The sequence below is a fragment of the Haladaptatus sp. AB618 genome (assembly GCF_024136965.1).
Lineage (GTDB): Archaea > Halobacteriota > Halobacteria > Halobacteriales > Haladaptataceae > Haladaptatus.
Window position 1 is genome coordinate 179,942 of the sequence record NZ_JAMYJX010000002.1, and the last position, 17,184, is coordinate 197,125.

The window sequence follows — 17,184 nt, forward strand, 5'->3', positions numbered from 1 at the left end:
GATAGATCTTCCTACGCGAGACGGGCGAACGCGAGGTTCCCGTTGACGTTCTCGATGTACACCTGTACCTCGTCACCCTTCTGTGCGCCCGGGACGAAAATCGTGTACTTGCCGCGTTCGGCGACGCCGTCGCCCTTGCGTCCGGTGCCGGTGATCTTGACCTCGTAGGTTCGACCCTCCTCGACGGCATCGCGCTGTTGGGTTCGGTTCGTCGTGCTTCGTTTCGTGACGGGACGGAACGCACCACAGGCGTCACAGCGGAGCATGAGGTTGCGGTTCTCGCGCACGAGACGGGTGTCCGGAAGGCCACACTCCGAACAGATGACGAACTCCTCGACGTACTCGTCCAGTGCGGTTTCGAAGTCGGATACCGAGAAGGACCCGCTGTAGCGAGCCTGTCCGTCCTCGTACTTCCCGCTGGTCCCGAGTTCGCGCTGGACCGAACTGTGGACGTGCTCGCCGTCACGCGAAAGCGCGTCGGCGATGTCGTCCAAATTGGTCAGTCGTGTGAACGACCCGTCCTTCTGTACGGCCGGGTCCGGATAGCTGAATCGCTCGTCGCTCGTCTCCAACTCCGGAACGGCGTCCATGCCTCTGTCGAGTGCAGAACTGTAATCCATGTGTTTTGGTGAGAGGTGAACACGTAAATGTGCTCCGTGTTCCATGTCATCACGAACTTTAACCTCCAACGCCTCTCCCGAGGTATGGAACCGACGACCCGAGACGCGGCCTGTTTCGAAGCCGGAATCAAGTTCGGTGCGCTGTATCACCAGTTCGCCGGAACGCCGGTCAGCCCCGACAGCGCCGACAGCCTCGAACACGCCATCGAGGAGAGCATCGAGAATCAGCCATTCTGCGAATCGGTCGAAGTGGACATCCTGACCGACAAATTGGCCGAGGAGATCGACCACGGATATACTGAATTAACGGGTAAATATCTCGAAGTCGAAATAGTCATCGACCACGAGGGGACTGAGGTCGTCACGCGAATGGAGATGGAGGACGGCTACCCGTTGATGAAAATCGAGTCGGTTCGGCAGGAGTGAGGAAAATCGAGTTCCGTCGCGTTGGCCCGCGAGCGACGAAGGAGCGAGCGGACTCGGCGCGGACTGGAGAGGTGTGAAGCACCTCGAAAGGAGCACCGAGGTTTTGGTCCAGATTTTGCCAGCGGAATCGCGGCTTCGCCGCGATTTCCGCGCAGCAAAAGGTGGAGGTGCCGTGTTTCACTTCCGGTTTCGGGTTATCTTTTAAATGCGATCCCGTCTAATCAAGTGACATGAGCCAATCCTCGTTCGATGACGAACTGTTCGGAGAAGCGGCGAACGAAATGCGGGAAGACGTGGAGGAGAACCTCGCGGCCGCCCGCGAGGAACTGCCACCCGTGGAAGCCGTCTGGGAGACCGACGCCGAGAACACGCTCGGGGCGCTCAACGCGCTTCGGTCGGCGCTCGACGTTGGCGACGCCGCCGAGCACCTGCACGACGCGAAGAAGTGGTACGCGATGGGACAGCGCGCGGACGCCTTCGAGGACGCCGACGATCTCGAAGCCGAAATCGAGACCATCGAGAGCGCCATCTCGGACATCGAGGACGCCCGCGAGCAGGTCGGCGAACTGGCGAGCACGATTCCGAGCCTGAAGGGGTCGCTGGAGGAACTGCACGCCGAAGACGAGGAAGTCGAAGAAGAGGAGGAAGAGGAGGAAGAGGAGGAAGAGGAAGAAGAGGAAGAAGCGGCCGACGAGGAAGTCGAAGAAGAAGAGGACGAGGAGTAAGGAGAAAACTACTCGTGCTCGGGGCGGTGCACGTCGCGTGATTCGACCGCCGTGAGAAGCTTCACGAGCGACTGCGTCGCCAGTTCCAACAGTTCTTCGCCGCGCTCCTCGTCACCCGCCTCCGGGTCGCCGACGACGCCGTTTTCCGTGAACTCCGCGCTGTCGAAGGCGAGATTGGTGTAGGACACCCATTCGCCCCAACCGTCGCTGGCACCCTCGCGTGCCTCCTCGATCCTGTCCTCGTGGACGAGTTCAGGGCGGGTGTGACGGAGGAACGCGGTTTCGAGCGGCCCGGCGTGGCCCATATCGTTCCGGTGGTCGCCGACGGCTTCGAACCACGTGAACGGGACGGCGTAGGCCTCGTCGTGACGCGCGATCGTTCCGGCGACTTCACGGAGCGCGGCCACGTTGCCGCCGTGGCCGTTGACGATGACCACGCGGTCCCAACCGTGATGGGCGAGGCTGGCGACCGTTTCGCGGACGTATTGGCGGAAGGTGTCCTCCGAAACCCAGAGCGTCCCCGTGAATTGGCGGTGTTCCTCGCTCACGCCGACGGGAATCGGCGGGGCGACGACCACTTCGCCGTCGTATGCCTCCGCGCCCGCGTTCGCGACCGCTTCGGCGTTCAACCAGTCGGTGCCGAGCGGTGCGTGCGGACCGTGTTGTTCGGTGCTTCCGACGGGGAGGAGCGCGAGGTCGGTGTCCACGCCGTCTGCGTCGGTCCACGTCGCGTCGGAGAGATGCATATCGAATTCGTGTACGGGAATCGTCTTGTAGCCGCCGAATTAGGAATCGGGGCCAGAAGGACTTACTAACTCTCCGATGTCGTTCTTTTCATGTCTGACCGAGAGCGCGAACAAGGTATCGAGCTGGGCGAACTGAGCGAGAAACTCGACGACCACGACTATCCCGCCGACGTGGACGAACTCGTCTCGGAATACGGCGAGTACGAAATAGAGTATCCGAGGGGGTCCGAAACGTTCGAAGAGGTCATCGCCCCGCTCGACGAGACGTACGAGTCCGCGGATGACGTCCGGCAATCGATATTGAACATGGCCGATAGCGACGCAGTGGGTCGTCAACGCTACTCCGACCGTGGAGCGGGCGGGGCGGAAACTACGGAACAAGACCCCGACCAAGAGTCGTTCTGAGGTCACACGGAAGCCGAACAAGAAGGGGTTTCCAATGATCAGGTCGCGGTTACGGGAGTCGTAATCGCCTGTTACTACCGTTTTTCACGTCGAATCCGGATGAACGGACGACTGGCTTATTCGTCGCAGTCACGACCCACCGACAACTGATGAATGAATACAGACGTGCAGGTCTCGACCGGAAATTCCACCCGCGACAACGGGTGAAATCATGACAGGGGAACGGTCCGCTGCCGAAACCGTTTCCTCACACTTGGGGGACCAGAAGCTGGTCGTCGCATCGAATCGCCAACCGTACAGCCACGAACGTGAGAACGGTGACATCGTCGTCAACCGTCCGGCGGGCGGTCTCACGTCGGCACTCGACCCCGTCATGCAATCCGCTGGCGGAACGTGGGTTGCGTGGGGGAGCGGCGACGCGGACTTCGACGTGGCCGACACGGACGGACGCGTCAGCGTTCCGCCGGAGTCTCCGGCCTACGAGATTCGGCGCGTCCCGCTTTCCGATGAACAGGTCGAGGGCTACTACTACGGCTACAGCAACCAAGTGCTCTGGCCTATCTGTCACATCGACCTGGAGAAGATGAACGCCGAGGAGCAGTTCTGGAACCACTACCAGCAGGCGAACCGCGCCTTCGCTGACGCCATCATCGACGAGACGGACACCGATTCCGTAGTCTGGTTTCAGGATTATCATCTCGGATTGGCTCCTCGACACGTCCGCGAGGAACGTCCCGATACGTTCTGCATGCAGTTCTGGCACATCACGTGGCCATCGTGGGACGTCTTCCAAACGTGTCCACAGTACGAGCAACTGCTCGATGGCTTGCTCGCAAACGACCTCCTCGGCTTCCACACCGAGCGCTACTGCCAGAACTTCCTCGATTGCGCCGCAATGCTTTCCGACACCCGGGTCGACAGGGCGACTCAGAGCGTCGTCTACGATGGAAGACGGACGTTCGTCCGACCCTTCCCGCTCGGTATCGATGCGGTCGAGAGAGAGGAACTCGCCGAGTCGACGGAGGCGACCGCGTTTTGGAACGAGTTCCGCGAGGAATGCGCCGTCGGCGACACGCTCGCAATCGGCGTCGAACGCCTCGACTACACCAAGGGGATTCCCGAACGGCTCTCGGCATTGGAACGCTTCTGGGAGCGACATCCCGAATGGCGTGGCGAGTTCACCTACGTCCAGAAAGCGTCCGAGAGTCGGAGTCAAATCGGTGCGTACCGGGAGCTACAGGGTCGCGTCGAATCGGAAATCGAGCGTATCGACGACCGCTTCGGTACCGACGATTGGTCACCCATCGTCTATCTGAAAGAACACCTTCCGAAGGAAGGCCTCGCGGCGCTCTACCGTGAAGCCGACCTCGGCATCGTCACCCCTCGCCGGGACGGGATGAACCTCGTGGCGAAGGAGTTCATCGCCTCACAGGTGGACGAACCGGGCGTACTCCTGCTGAGCGAGTTGGCGGGCGCGAACGGGGAACTCGGCGACGAGGCGGTATCGGTACATCCACACGACACCAAAGGGTTTGCCGACGCGATCGAGGAGGCACTTTCGCTTCCCCAAGCGGATCGTGAACGCAGGATGTATGGCCTCAAAAAACAAGTGCGGTCGAACGATGTATACGCATGGATGAACGCTCAGTTCCGGACTATCGAAGCGATTCGTCGCGGTCGTGAAATCGCAGCGGAGTCACCACGAGGACGATGAACGACGACGTACCTGAGCCGCTTCGGCACCACCTCTATGCGCTGGTCACGCGACTACGTGATGCCGACGGAATGCTCGCCATGTTCGACTTCGACGGATCGCTCGCACCGATCGAGGACCACCCCGACGAGGTGATGCTTCCACCGGCGACGCGTGTCGTGATAGAAGCCCTTCGGGATACTCCGGACGTCGAGGTCGGTATCGTCAGCGGTCGGGGGCTGGATGACCTCCGAGAGCGGGTCGATGTCGACGGCATCGCCTACGCCGGGAATCACGGCTTGGAACTCTTCTCCGATGGTGACCGACACACCCATTCGGTTGCCGAGGACGCAGCCGACGATATCGCCCGTCTCTGCTCCACCCTCGAGTCCAGACTCGACACGGTCGACGGCGCGTTCGTCGAGGACAAGGGTGTCACCGCGTCGATTCACTACCGACTCGCCGACGACGATCGAGTTCCCGAAGTTCGTGACTTCGTGCGCGATGCCGTTCGCGGTGTCGAGGACGTCCGTGTCACGACCGGAAAACAGGTCATCGAACTGCGCCCCGACGTCGAGTGGCACAAGGGCCGAGCCATTCGGTGGCTGTACGGCCGCCGCGTTCCGAACGCGGAGACGTGGTTGCCGCTGTACGTAGGCGACGACCGAACTGACGAGGATGCGTTCGACGTCCTGCCCGAGTCGGGACTCGGCGTCAAAGTCGGACACGAACCACCGACGGTCGCGAGCTATCGCGTCGCCGACCCGGCCGCAGTGCGGACGACGCTCGCATGGTTGGCCGAATACGGCGTCGAATTTTTGGAGTCCCCTCCGACGACGAGTACGGCATCACCACGGGGATGAGGAAACCCCGCGTTACCCGATTCGAAACGACCACCCGAACCACCCAAACCATCTGAACGGTCACGCCGGTTTATTCACGATTTTCGAGTAGATTCTCCGGATGGTGTCTCACGAGAATACGGACGACCCCGAGGAACGAATTCCAGGGAGCGAATCCGAATCCGGGAACGAACCCGAATCCGAACGAGGTGAGGAACACGACGCGCCGGACGTAGAGGCGGACACAAACGAACACGAATTACGGCCGGAACAACCGACGCCACCGCATCCACCCGACGGACCATCCCGATCCGACGCCGACCGACGCGCCAACAGGGAGTACGAACGACCGGCGGAACGGCCGTCGTATCGAGGCCGATACGAAAACAGGGTTCCGGAAGGCGAACCCGAGGAAGCGGAGATGGGTGCACGAGAACGGCGCGAACGGGAACTACGCGAACGGCGGGAAATGCACGAAGTGCGGGAGCGACGGGAACGGGACGAAGACGACGGCGATGAGGTGCCCGAATCCAGTCGCGACGAAACGGAGCGGGAATCGAACACGGGAGACGTGCCGAAGTACGGCGGTCCCCGGGATCCGAATTGGAGACGGCAGCGCGAACTAGCGAAAGCACGACACCGACGACGGGACGAGGAGATTCGACGATACGAACGACGGGCGGACGTGGCGCTCTCCCGGCAGCGGGACCTCGCGGTCGAGAAAGGCGGAAAGCGGTATCGGCACGGACGGCAGTAGGGACGGTCAGCAGTAGGACGGACGGCAGCAGGGATGGCCAGCAGTAGGACGGTATTCCGCTCTCAGTCGTCGGCGTCGGTGCGCGCGGTTCTGCGGGCGGCGCGGTCGATGAACTCCTGTGGGAGTTCGTCGATCTCCCCGGCCTGCACGCCCCAGAGGTGAGCGTAGAGACCGTCGTTGCCGATGAGGTCGTCGTGTCGTCCCCGCTCGACGATTTTGCCGCCTTCGAGGACGACGATCTTGTCCGCGTCCTTGATGGTCGAGAGACGGTGAGCGATGGCGAAGGTGGTGCGGTCCTCGGTGAGTTTGTCGAGGCTGCGCTGGATGAGCATCTCCGTCTCGGTGTCCACGTCGCTGGTCGCCTCGTCCAGAATGAGGATTTCAGGGTCTTTCAGGATGGCACGGGCGATGGAGATACGCTGGCGTTGCCCGCCGGAGAGTTTCACGCCGCGCTCGCCGACTTTGGTGTCGTAGCCGTCGGGGAGGCCGCTGATGAACTCGTGTGCCTCGGCGGCCTTCGCGGCTTCTACGATATCCTCGTCGCTCGCGTCGAACGTTCCGTATTCGATGTTCTCCTTGACCGTCCCGTAGAAGAGGAAGGTGTTCTGACTGACGTAGCCGATGTTCCGACGGATGCTCGGTAGGCTCACGTCGCGGATGTCGGTTCCATCGATGCGAATGGCTCCCTCGTCCACGTCGTACATCCGCAAGAGGAGTTTGAGGACGGTGGACTTCCCGGCACCTGTCGGACCGACCAGCGCGAGGGTGTCCCCACCCTCGACTTCGAAGGAGATGTCCTCCACGATGGTCTCGTCGTCGTACCCGAACGTCACGTCGTCGTAGACGACTTCTCCGTCTCCGACGGCGAGGTCCTCCGCGTCGGGGTCCTCCTGAATGCGACTCGGCTCGTCCATCAACCCGAAAATGCGAGCACTGGATGCGTAGGCGCGTTGGTACATGTTGATGATGGACCCGAACTGCGCCATCGGCCAGATGAACCGCTGGGTGAGCAGCATGAAGGTGACGAACTGACCGGGGTCTAGGTCTCCCGAGAAGAACCACGGCGCTTCGCCGTTGAACACCCACAGACCGCCGACGATGAACGTCAAGGCGAAGCCGAGTCCCGAGAGGATTTGGAGCGCCGGGAAGAACTTGATCCGGGTGATGATGGCGTCCCAGTTCGCGCCGAAGTAGTCGCTCGACACGTCCTCGACGCGGTCGGATTCGAAGGTCTCCGTGTTGCTCGTCTTGATGACTTGAATGCCGCCGAGGTTGTTCTCCAGTCGGGAGTTGACCTGCCCGACCGAGGAGCGCACGTCGGCGTACTTCGGCTGGATGATCTGGATGAACTTGTAGGTGAACAGCGCGATGAGCGGTACGGGAACGAGTGCGACGAACGCGAGTTGCCAGTTGATGGTGAAGAGGATAGCCGCGATGGCGACGACCATCACGCCCAGGCGGAACGCGGAGTTCATCCCGTCGTTCAGGAAGCGCTCCAGACGATTCACGTCGTTCGAGAGGATGGACATCATCTCTCCCGTCTGCTTATCCGAGAAGAATTCCATGTCCAACCGCTGCATCTTGTCGTACGTGTCGGTTCGAACCGAATGCTGAATGTTTTGAGCGAACGAGTTCCATCCCCAGTTTCGCCCCCAGTGGAACATCGCCCCCACCCCGAACGCGATGGCGATGATGACGACCGAGAACCAGAACTGGCCCTGTGTCGTCGCGGGAACGATGTGCCGTGCCGCACCGGTGGAGAGAAATGGAACCTGCCCCGCCAAGGCCTTCGAGTAGGGAATCGGTTTCTCGTTCTTGATAAGAGAATCGAGAGCGACGCCGAGTATTATCGGGGGTAGGAGGTTCAACACCCGAGCGAAGAAACTGGAGAGGACTCCGACGACGAAGGCGAACCGGTTCTCGCCCCCATATTCGAAGAACAGACGCCGCATCGGATTGTCGGCGTTCTCCCGCTGTTCTTCGAACGGGTCGTCTTCGTCCGTGTGTGTGCTCATTATTCTATCTGAAGGGACACTGGATTGATAAGAGTTTCCTACGAACCGAAACACCATTTGGTCCGGTCAATAGGACGTGGTAGATTGCGTTCGATCGTCAAATAAGGGTTCGGGACGGTTCATCCTCGACTGATCGTTTGCTATCGTTCACCTCGGGAGAAAGGAAACTCTCAGAGCTTTCGGCTTTCGATATCGGGGTCGATGCCCGCCTCATCCAGATCCATTCGGACTCGTTCGCGGAGCGGCCCGGGGACCGTCCCGCGCCCGACGGGCACCGCCACGTCGCCGTCCCCTTTCACTTTCCAGTAGATGACGCATTCGCTGGGCTGGTAGTATTCGATGCTGTAGAACTCGTCCGCGCCGCGATAGTGTACTCGTGCGGCGAACCCGTCCACTTTCCAACCGTCCTGCTCGTCGAGGGCCGAGAGCGAGTCGTCCATAGTTGCGGATTGCTAGCGACGGTGGTAGTCGTTACGAAACCGAGAAAGTAACAGTTATTCCCCCGGAGCGATTTTTTCGGGATACGGGTTCGTGGTCTAGTTGGTTATGACGCGGCCCTTACAAGGCCGAGGTCGGTGGTTCAAATCCGCCCGAACCCATCGAATTTTGCGAGGAACGGACGTGACGAGTAAATTCGTTCGTGAGGGCGATTGAACCAGACAAGTCGCATGCCCGCGCAGCGAACGAATGTGAGCGAGCAGGAACGTCTTGGCGAGGTTCGAATCCGCCCGAACCCATATAATTCTGCGCGATGCCGTGTTCCAATCCTACTTGAGTTGCGTATGGTATGTTGACGTCCGGGCTTCGCTGAGCAAGCCGAAGAGTATGTGATCGACGCGTACCTTTCTTTCAACTACGAGACCAAATCAGGAATGGACCGAGAAATCGTCCGTTCTCACGTTGTCGGTCGTCGTCGAACAAAAAATCCAGAGGGTTAACCTCGGAGAGAGCATACCCATCCCTCATGACAATCACCACGGAATTCGTTATCCGTTCGCCCTCGCTTCCGCTCGTTGATCTCGCCGAATCGCTTCCCTCGAACCAAGTCGAGTGCGTTCACGGGCTTTGTCGGGAACGAACCGCTCGGGTATTCGTCGTCTATCTTGATCCGAACGACGACGTCTCCGAAGACGAGCTTTTGGCTTTCGACGAGGTCGTAGAGACGACTCCACTCGGACGTGCGAGCGGCAAGGACGTCTATCAACTCACCATCGAATTGGCGGACGTCGTCTCGGATGCGTTTGCCCCCGAACGGTTCACTGCGAGCCAAGTCGAACCGACGGTCGTCATGCCCGACGGGTGGTACGAAGAGAAGCTCTTTCAGAACTACAATGCGTTCAACGGGATGCGAACCCGTTGTGAAGAGTATGGTATCGAGGTCGAACTGATCTCCATCTCCCAGAATCCCCCCGAGGATGACGAGTCGTCCGAGTACGGGCTGACCGAGCGGCAAGAAGAGGCACTCCAGTTGGCGATTGGTCGAGGGTATTACGAAGCCCCGCGTCAGGTCAGTACCGAGGAACTCGCCGAGGAGATGGGAATCTCACAACCCTCGATGTCGAGCCTTCTTCGCCGGGGTGAGCGGCAGCTCCTCACTTCGGCGCTCGGTTCACAGCCGCAGATAGACGCCCTCTCCAAATAGAATCACATTCACGCACCTTCTCGTCGTTGGTATCGTTGCTATTCGCGGAATCGGGCTCAGCAGCGAGATGTATTTAAAGGACCTTTCTGAATAGCATAACTCCGAAACCCACGACGTACCTTTCTTCATTTGATGTCAACAGAATTCGGTTCGGAGTTGGATGGACAGGTCGCAATCGTCACCGGGGCATCGTCTGGAATCGGTGGAGCGACGGCCGAGTCACTCGCATCACGAGGGGCGAACGTCGTGCTCGCGGCCCGGCGGGAAGACGAACTCACGGATCTTGCAGACCAAATCGAGAGCAATGGCGGCCAAGCGCTCGTCGTCGCGACCGATATTACGGAAGACGACGACATCGACAACTTGGTCGAGACGACACTCAACGAGTACGGTCGGATCGACATCCTCGTGAACAACGCCGGTCTCATGCCGCTCGCACACATCGCAGAGGCGGACCGTGAAACGCTTCAGACGACGATCGACGTGAACCTCAGCGGCCTCATCAAACTCACGCACGCCGTCGTTCCGACGATGCTGGAGCAGGAGAGCGGGCACATCGTCAACCTCTCCTCCGTCGTCGGACGATTCCTTCAGCCGAACAGTTCCCACTACAACGCGACGAAAGCGGGCGTCAAGATGTTCGGTGACTCGCTCCGCCTCGACATCGCCGAGGCCGGAATCCACGTCGCCACGATCGAACCGGGTGCGGTCGACACCGAACTGCTCGAACACATCCCGGACGACGAGGTCCAGGCGGGGGTCAAGGAGCACGTCGGGTCGATGGAGGCACTCGCCCCCGAGGACATCGCTCGGACGATCACGTTCGTCGTCACGCAACCGGAGCGCGTCGATATCAACGAGATTCTGATTCGACCGCTCGACCAGGTTCAACCGTAATCCGATCTTTGCGAATCTAGCGACGGACTCACACCGATCTCGATGACCTATCGATTTTGGGTACGAACTCCTCTCTGTTCGTCTCTCGACATTGGACGGATTTATAGACGCTTTCTGAATAGCACCACTTCCAAACCATGTGGACCCTACCTCTCTTTCGGAGACGGATGATGGATGCAAGACCTACTCTCACTTCTAGAATTTCACCCTCCGAACGCACTGTCGGCAACTATGCTGCCCAGAGGGGTATCCAATAATGGCGACCACTGTATCCAACGTACACGAGGATACCTTGGACTCCGCGCAGGGGTGGCTAGTCGTCGCGCTCGGTGTCTGTATGCTCACTTCGATCTGGGGCTCTCTCTTCACCTTCACCGTCTACGCTGACCGGCTCTCCGCAGCGTTCGGATTGACCGCTTTGCAGGCTTCCTCTATTTTCTCGATTACCACTGCGTTCTTCCTTATCGTTGGTGGGCTCTTCGGTATATTCGCTGCTCGATTCCCCCTTCGGCCTGTCGTTGCAACAGTTGGTGTTGGACTCGGTGTCGCTGCCGCGCTCCTCCAAGTCGTGCATTCGTACGTCGGTGTTCTCGCCGCGTTTGCCGTACTCGGTACGTCCGGAGGCACCGCCTTCACAGTCGTCGTCTCGCTCGCCCCGCAGTGGTTCGACGACTACCGGGGAGTCGCCACGAGCATCACGATGACAGGGGTCGGCCTCGGTCCCTTAGTGCTGCCGTTCGTCTGGCTCTGGCTCTTCGACCGGATGAACTTCCGTGCTGCCTTTGCGGTCGTCGTCGGTGTCGCCGCTGGTCTCGTGCTGGTTTCGAGTCTCGCATATCGTCGACCGCAGAATCGCTCGCGGAACGGACGTACAATCGACATCGCGTGGCTTCGTGGACGGATCGGGGATTCCTATTTCCTCCGTACGGCTCTCGGATACGCCCTGATTTGGACGTGGTACTACGTTCTCGCTTCACATCTCGTCACCATCCTCACGACGAACAACGTCGATCGAACGGTCGCTGCGACAGGCCTCAGCATCATCGGGGGCGTCAGCGTCGTTACCCGAATCGGCGGCGGGCTCGTCGGTGACCGTGTTGGTCGGCGTCGGACGTTTATAGCGAGTGTCGTTCTCGCGGCTGTATTCGTTTTCGCGCTCCCATTTGTCCACTCAAATACGATGATCTACGTGGTGCTCGTTGGTCTCGGTGCCAGTCTCGGACCTCTCGCTTCGTTGTGGTCGCCGATCATCCTCACCCGCTTCGGACCTGAGAATGCGACCGCGACTGTCGGCTTGCTCAATATCTCGATAGCTCTATCGGCTTTCCTCGGTCCACTCGCCGTCAGTGTACTCGATAGCATGACCGGCGGGTACGTCGCTCCGCTCGTCGCAGTGAGCGTCGTTACCGTTCTCGGTGCCGGGCTTTTCTATCGGGGCACGACTTCGGAAGGCGAGTGAGCCAGATCGGACGTTACGGCGATCAATACTTAAAGGGGCTTTTCGGATAGCACCACCTCCAAGTTAAATGCTACCCAAAACAAGACTGGGTATCATACATGGAAATCACAGACAGCCGTTCACTACCGTCTGCCGAAGGCCCGGATGAATACTTCACGGGGGACACTCGAATCGATCCCTTGTTCGACCCGCAGGACGACGCCCGCGCAGCGGCGGCGAGCGTTACCTTCGAACCCGGCGCGCGCACCGCGTGGCACACTCACCCGCTGGGACAGCGACTCGTCATCACGAGCGGATGCGGCCTCGTCCAGCGCGAGGATGGTCCGATCGAGGAAGTCCGTGCGGGTGACGTCGTCTGGTTCCCACCGGGCGAGAAGCACTGGCACGGGGCGTCACCGGACAAGGCGATGACGCACATCGCGATTCAGGAGGAACTCGACGGAGAGGTAGTCACGTGGATGGAACACGTCACCGACGACGAATACGAAGGGAACGAATAGTTCGAGCGAACACGGGCCGCGGGAACCGAGAGTTATTCGCGGGTACGATGGCGCTCGGTCTCGGCGTGGCGACGCTTTTCGGGATTGATTCTCTCTGTTGGCGGGAGTTCACTCCTTCCAACCGTGAAGAACTGCTGATAGCCGATGCTTGCCAACAGCGCGAGGAAGGGGAGCGGGTACAGCCAGTAGGCACGGTACGCTCGAACGAGCAACGGAATCGACATCGAGAGTGCGAGGAACGTCGTCGTCACGAGTGGGGCATTGGTCGAATGGATCACCCGGTTCGAACCGCGTTCGGTCGCGGCCAAGTGGACGATGATCGTCGCAGGGACGATGAGAAACAGGTGTTTGATGACGCCGTGATACAGTGCCACCATCCATCGGTGTGTATCGCCGATAATCGACGGAACGACCGGATTTGTCGTGTACTTCTCCGCGGCACCGAACGACCAGTAGAGTGCACCGTGGAAGGATTGTGCTCCCCAGACGACGTACACGAATCCGAACGAGACGACGAGGACGGCGACCCCACCGGCGATGAATCGGGCGAGCCATTGGAGACTCGAATTCCGGTCGAGATATCGGAGACGGTCGTATGCTAGCGCCGGGATGGCGAACACCGCATGTTGGGAGAACAGTCCCGCCGCTGCGATCGTGGCACCGCGTGCGAGCGGGTGTTCGACCCACAGCGAGAGGAGGATGCCCGCTATCGCAAACGAGCGCACGTTTATCACCGTGCCACCGGTGGCTGGAACGCTCGTCAGGAACAACAGTCCGGCGATGAGTCCGACGCGAGGAGCGCCTCGGTCGGCGCAGATTCGCCAGAGGAGGATCGCCGAAACGCCGTTGGCGATGCCGATCAGGATGAAAAAGACCAGCAAGTACTGGCCCGTCGATGCGACGGTGACGTTGAGCAGTTCGAACAGCGGCGGTTTGTTGTCTACGGCCGGTCGGACGTAGATCGGTTTCCCGGCGAGCACGGCGTTCGCAAGCGGCCGCCAGCAACACCGAACGTCGATGTGGGGTTGCTGTTCGCCGTAGAGGATTCTAAAATACCGACCGAACGTTTCGAGGAGGCCCAAGAGCAGGAATCCCGAAACGCCGAGCGTGGAGGAGTCGAGCGTTTCGCGTTCGAATGATAAAACGTGCATGGGAAAGAGGGCGGGACTGGTGACGCGAGAGTAGGTTGGAGACACATTCTCGGACGTGCAGTCCTGTTTGCATATTCACAGTAAGCAATGGATTATATACTTTATCTTGTTGTGCTACTACAAGTCGGGCAAAAATAACGAATGGAGTATCCGTGGATGGAACGGTTGCATCGGGTGGGAATGGATCGCAGGAGAGCACCGAGAGTAGAGACGGAAAAGAGGGGGCAGGGCACTCGCTTGTACGTCAGTTGGACAGCAGTCGGCCTGTAAATCGGTCTCCTCGGGCGTGCGCTAGGCTTCCCATGAGAGGTCGACGCCGAAGTCGGACCATATCCACGCGTTATCGTTCTCGGGGTCGTACAGTTCGACCCCGCCGTCGATTTCGCGTTCCAGGCAGTCGTCCCATTTCTCGGTGTTCTCTTGCACCATGTGGGTATGTCGAACTGCAGTACCGTATTGGTATAAGTTTTCTCCCAACTGCGCGTTTCTCCGCTTTCTGTCCTCCTAAGTATTACATCTTCGAACAGAATTGGGTGTTTTCTGCCATCACTTCGTCGAATCCGGCTCAGAATTTGAAAGTGAATTTCCACAATCGGGACATTTATCATCAATAATCGTCACCTGCGCGTCGCACGCCGGACAAAACTCCAGATAGCAGGCCCGATCTCCCATGCCAGTATCTACCACGACCGTGCGTAAATGGCTTGTGTCGCCTGCCGATACAGGTGTAAGGGATTCTGGTCGATTCGTCTTCCCTCCGGCGGATTTCGAAATCCTTTTTTGTACCATCCACCTTTTCCAGAATGAGCCGCCTTAGCTCAGACTGGGAGAGCACTCGACTGAAGATCGAGCTGTCCCCGGTTCAAATCCGGGAGGCGGCATGTTTCTGCGAACAATGTGAGCAGTGAAAATGTTCACGACCGGTTTGAACCCTGCAAGTCACAGCCCGCGCAGTGAGCGGAGCGAACGAGCAGGACTGTCTTGCTTCGGTTCAAATCCGGGAGGCGGCATGTTTCTTTCACACGATTTCCATTCGAGTTACTTCTCTCGACTGAAGGTCGAGCTGTCCCCGTCCCCGCGAGCGGAGTCCTCGTGAGCAACGCGAACGAGGGCAGGGAAGACGCGGTTTGTCTTCCCGAGCGAGTGGGGGCACGGAAGAGCTTGCTCTTCCGGAGGTTCAAATCCGGGAGGCGGCATGTTTCTGCGAACAACGTGAAGGAGCGAAGCGACTGAACCGTGAGCGGAAAATCTGCACCCGAGCGAATTTGAATCCTGCCTGTCGTGCGCAGCGAAGCGAGCCACGTCTGGTTTTGGTTCAAATCCAAAAGACGGCATGTTTCTCCACGAAATAGTACCCGAGTAGAGAGTACTCACTGATCGTGATTTGAAACCGATGCTCGCCCAACCCGACCGAATACTGTTTACACTGACGAACAGCAATCCTGACACATGTGCGAGGAGGTCACCATCGTCCGCACGGATATTGATGGATACGAAGACGAGTTGCGCGAACTGCTTCTGGACTACTTCGCCAGCGCGGACGAACAGGGGAGGGAGTGGTTCGACGATGATGATTTCGGTGCCGACGCCGAACGACTCGTGGCTGACGACATCGGGCGACTCGAATCGACGACGCTGACCGAACCGCTCTTTCTGGCGCTGGACGACGGCCGAATCGTCGGATCGGTGCAACTGAAGCGACTGGACGAGACGACCGCGGAGGTGAAACGACTCTACGTGAAACCGGCCGACCGGGGCAAGGGAATCGGTCGGAGACTCGTGGACGAAGTGCTGACGGAAGCGGTTTCGGACGGCTTCGAGACGCTCCGATTGGGTGTGGCCCCGTTCCACGAGCGCGCCCAGTCGTTGTATCGCGACCTCGGGTTCGAGTTCACCGAACCGTACGGGAAATCCCAGACCCCGGCGGAAATCCGGGACGACTGGAACTTCATGGCGCTCTCGATTGTGGACTGACGGCGCTCGATTCGTTCGACGACGGAGTACGGATCATCTGGTGCCGACCAGCGAGTAGAACAGGAACACGAGGCCGAGGCCGACGAGTGCCGACTCACTCGTGTGAAGGGCGAGTATTTCGGTCGCGTCGAGTTCCTGTGTCCGCTTTACGAACAGCTCGTAAACGAGGTCGATCAACGAGCCGAACGCGATGAGACCGAATCCGAGTATCGCGTATCGGAACGACCCTCCTCCCACCCGTTGGGACGCTCTGTAACTCAGATACGCGAGTATGGTGCCGATGAGGAAGACGAACACGTTCGTCAGGACGAACGCCCAAAATATCGTTCCGTTCACCATGAGTACCCCCCTCTGGACCGGGCGGAACGCATGTCAGTTGTCCCCCGTCTCCGACCGTCCGAGCTTGGTCCATGCGGAAACGAATCGGTCGATGAGGTCCTCCTCGAACCGGATGGTGACGACGAACTCGTCACCGCGGATTTCGAAGCAGATACGGTCCATGTTCGTCCGGTAGGTGTTGTAGTGGTTTCCCCCATTGTCGATGACCATCCGCTGTTCGAGGAGGTTGTACTCCTGAAGTTTGTTTATCCGCCGATAGACGGTCGGTTTCGACGCATCACACCCCCGAGCGAGTTGCCCTGCTGACATGGCTGTCGAACTGCTCAAGAGGAGGATGTCCCTCGCGGTCTCGCTGGCGAGAACGTCGAAGATGTCGTCCGGCCCCCACTCCTTGCTCACGGACGAAAGTACGGTCCCGCGGGATAAAAATGTCAGCTGTACTGTTCGTCAACCTCTCGGCGTTATGAGCCACGTTGTCGCCCGATTTCGGGTTCCGAAACTGCGGGTCTGTTTTAATCCCGTCGGGGACCATACGTGCCTACAAGACGAGTTGGGAATCGAGCGAATTCGTCTCGATGCTCGACTCGCTGATGAACGACAAGTGAGAACCATGAAAGAGTCACCGACCGAGATATCTGCCGATTCGACCGAGACAATCCTATCGAAGCAACACGACTACGAACGCACCCTCGACTCCAACGAGTCCGTCTGTGAAGCCGTGGTGTCGGCAGTCACAGCGTTGGAAAACGTCGATATAGCCGATCTCGAACCGCTGTATTCGGCCGTCGATGGGGATGCACTCGAACGGGTAACCTCGTCGAATTCGGTATCGTGTGTTTCGTTCGACTACGTCGGATATCGGGTCGAAGTACACGACGGGTCGCGTGTGGTCATCTCCCCTGCGGAGTGAACTATCAATCGGTTACTGCTGTGAACGACCGTCGAACTCCCTCTTTCTTACCGCATTTGAAAGGAATTTTTACTTTCGATTCG

The 17,184-nt window shown here is 59.3% G+C and carries 20 protein-coding genes and 2 tRNA genes; 14 read left to right on the forward strand and 8 right to left on the reverse strand.

Annotation, left to right across the window (positions count from 1 at the left end; genetic code table 11):
• Nucleotides 1–11 precede the first annotated feature (11 nt).
• On the reverse strand, nt 12–620 hold the full coding sequence (locus tag NKF26_RS07715; RefSeq protein WP_066144744.1) for a translation initiation factor IF-2 subunit beta: 609 nt from the start codon (nt 618–620) through the stop codon (nt 12–14).
• 84 nt (nt 621–704) lie between these two features.
• Here NKF26_RS07715 and NKF26_RS07720 point away from each other — a divergent pair, with 84 nt between their 5' ends.
• Both NKF26_RS07720 and NKF26_RS07725 read left to right on the forward strand, forming a co-directional pair.
• Complete coding sequence (locus NKF26_RS07720) at nt 705–1,046, forward strand: dihydroneopterin aldolase family protein (RefSeq protein ID WP_253228822.1); 342 nt, start codon at nt 705–707, stop codon at nt 1,044–1,046.
• 230 nt (nt 1,047–1,276) lie between these two features.
• On the forward strand, nt 1,277–1,771 hold the full coding sequence (locus NKF26_RS07725; protein WP_253234152.1) for a DUF5790 family protein: 495 nt from the start codon (nt 1,277–1,279) through the stop codon (nt 1,769–1,771).
• Nucleotides 1,772–1,779: 8 nt separating this feature from the next.
• Here NKF26_RS07725 and NKF26_RS07730 read toward each other — a convergent pair whose 3' ends face one another.
• Nucleotides 1,780–2,517, reverse strand: coding sequence for a creatininase family protein (locus NKF26_RS07730; protein ID WP_253228821.1), 738 nt, complete (start codon nt 2,515–2,517; stop codon nt 1,780–1,782).
• A 90-nt stretch (nt 2,518–2,607) separates the two neighbouring features.
• Here NKF26_RS07730 and NKF26_RS07735 point away from each other — a divergent pair, with 90 nt between their 5' ends.
• From NKF26_RS07735 to NKF26_RS07750, 4 genes are all read left to right on the forward strand, one after another.
• Complete coding sequence (locus NKF26_RS07735) at nt 2,608–2,922, forward strand: hypothetical protein (RefSeq protein ID WP_253228820.1); 315 nt, start codon at nt 2,608–2,610, stop codon at nt 2,920–2,922.
• A 211-nt stretch (nt 2,923–3,133) separates the two neighbouring features.
• The gene (locus NKF26_RS07740; RefSeq protein ID WP_253228819.1) at nt 3,134–4,636 is read left to right on the forward strand and encodes a trehalose-6-phosphate synthase; all 1,503 of its coding nucleotides are present in this window, start codon (nt 3,134–3,136) and stop codon (nt 4,634–4,636) included.
• Complete coding sequence (gene otsB / locus NKF26_RS07745) at nt 4,633–5,478, forward strand: trehalose-phosphatase (RefSeq protein ID WP_253228818.1); 846 nt, start codon at nt 4,633–4,635, stop codon at nt 5,476–5,478. The genes NKF26_RS07740 and otsB overlap by 4 nt, the downstream gene beginning before the upstream one ends.
• 100 nt (nt 5,479–5,578) lie before the next feature.
• On the forward strand, nt 5,579–6,214 hold the full coding sequence (locus NKF26_RS07750) for a hypothetical protein (RefSeq protein WP_253228817.1): 636 nt from the start codon (nt 5,579–5,581) through the stop codon (nt 6,212–6,214).
• 62 nt (nt 6,215–6,276) lie between these two features.
• Here the strand turns inward: NKF26_RS07750 and NKF26_RS07755 are convergent, their stop codons facing one another.
• Both NKF26_RS07755 and NKF26_RS07760 read right to left on the reverse strand, forming a co-directional pair.
• Nucleotides 6,277–8,229 (reverse strand): ABC transporter ATP-binding protein, encoded by a 1,953-nt coding sequence (locus tag NKF26_RS07755; protein ID WP_253228816.1) that lies wholly within the window; start codon nt 8,227–8,229, stop codon nt 6,277–6,279.
• A 170-nt stretch (nt 8,230–8,399) separates the two neighbouring features.
• Nucleotides 8,400–8,669, reverse strand: coding sequence for a hypothetical protein (locus NKF26_RS07760; RefSeq protein WP_066144713.1), 270 nt, complete (start codon nt 8,667–8,669; stop codon nt 8,400–8,402).
• 85 nt (nt 8,670–8,754) lie between these two features.
• Between NKF26_RS07760 and NKF26_RS07765 the strand changes: the two genes are divergently transcribed.
• From NKF26_RS07765 to NKF26_RS07785, 5 genes are all read left to right on the forward strand, one after another.
• Nucleotides 8,755–8,828, forward strand: a tRNA-Val gene (locus tag NKF26_RS07765).
• A gap of 365 nt (nt 8,829–9,193) precedes the next feature.
• A complete protein-coding gene (locus tag NKF26_RS07770) occupies nt 9,194–9,871 on the forward strand; it encodes a helix-turn-helix domain-containing protein (RefSeq protein WP_253228815.1) in 678 nt (225 codons plus the stop codon).
• A gap of 132 nt (nt 9,872–10,003) precedes the next feature.
• Nucleotides 10,004–10,768: an SDR family oxidoreductase gene (locus NKF26_RS07775; protein WP_253228814.1), complete on the forward strand. Its 765-nt coding sequence runs from the start codon at nt 10,004–10,006 to the stop codon at nt 10,766–10,768.
• Between the two features lie 256 nt (nt 10,769–11,024).
• On the forward strand, nt 11,025–12,227 hold the full coding sequence (locus NKF26_RS07780) for a nitrate/nitrite transporter (RefSeq protein WP_253234153.1): 1,203 nt from the start codon (nt 11,025–11,027) through the stop codon (nt 12,225–12,227).
• A 98-nt stretch (nt 12,228–12,325) separates the two neighbouring features.
• Nucleotides 12,326–12,727 (forward strand): cupin domain-containing protein, encoded by a 402-nt coding sequence (locus tag NKF26_RS07785; protein ID WP_253228812.1) that lies wholly within the window; start codon nt 12,326–12,328, stop codon nt 12,725–12,727.
• A 32-nt stretch (nt 12,728–12,759) separates the two neighbouring features.
• Here NKF26_RS07785 and NKF26_RS07790 read toward each other — a convergent pair whose 3' ends face one another.
• The gene (locus NKF26_RS07790) at nt 12,760–13,878 is read right to left on the reverse strand and encodes a hypothetical protein (RefSeq protein ID WP_253228811.1); all 1,119 of its coding nucleotides are present in this window, start codon (nt 13,876–13,878) and stop codon (nt 12,760–12,762) included.
• A gap of 291 nt (nt 13,879–14,169) precedes the next feature.
• Nucleotides 14,170–14,307 (reverse strand): hypothetical protein, encoded by a 138-nt coding sequence (locus NKF26_RS07795; RefSeq protein ID WP_253228810.1) that lies wholly within the window; start codon nt 14,305–14,307, stop codon nt 14,170–14,172.
• 378 nt (nt 14,308–14,685) lie between these two features.
• Between NKF26_RS07795 and NKF26_RS07800 the strand changes: the two genes are divergently transcribed.
• Nucleotides 14,686–14,759: transfer RNA gene (locus tag NKF26_RS07800), tRNA-Phe, on the forward strand.
• A 568-nt stretch (nt 14,760–15,327) separates the two neighbouring features.
• Complete coding sequence (locus tag NKF26_RS07805) at nt 15,328–15,852, forward strand: GNAT family N-acetyltransferase (protein WP_253226790.1); 525 nt, start codon at nt 15,328–15,330, stop codon at nt 15,850–15,852.
• 33 nt (nt 15,853–15,885) lie between these two features.
• Here the strand turns inward: NKF26_RS07805 and NKF26_RS07810 are convergent, their stop codons facing one another.
• Together NKF26_RS07810 and NKF26_RS07815 are read right to left on the reverse strand one after the other, a co-directional pair.
• The gene (locus NKF26_RS07810; protein ID WP_253226789.1) at nt 15,886–16,191 is read right to left on the reverse strand and encodes a hypothetical protein; all 306 of its coding nucleotides are present in this window, start codon (nt 16,189–16,191) and stop codon (nt 15,886–15,888) included.
• A gap of 33 nt (nt 16,192–16,224) precedes the next feature.
• Complete coding sequence (locus NKF26_RS07815; RefSeq protein ID WP_253226788.1) at nt 16,225–16,590, reverse strand: helix-turn-helix domain-containing protein; 366 nt, start codon at nt 16,588–16,590, stop codon at nt 16,225–16,227.
• Between the two features lie 211 nt (nt 16,591–16,801).
• Between NKF26_RS07815 and NKF26_RS07820 the strand changes: the two genes are divergently transcribed.
• The gene (locus tag NKF26_RS07820; RefSeq protein WP_253234154.1) at nt 16,802–17,101 is read left to right on the forward strand and encodes a HalOD1 output domain-containing protein; all 300 of its coding nucleotides are present in this window, start codon (nt 16,802–16,804) and stop codon (nt 17,099–17,101) included.
• The last annotated feature ends 83 nt before the right edge of the window (nt 17,102–17,184 follow it).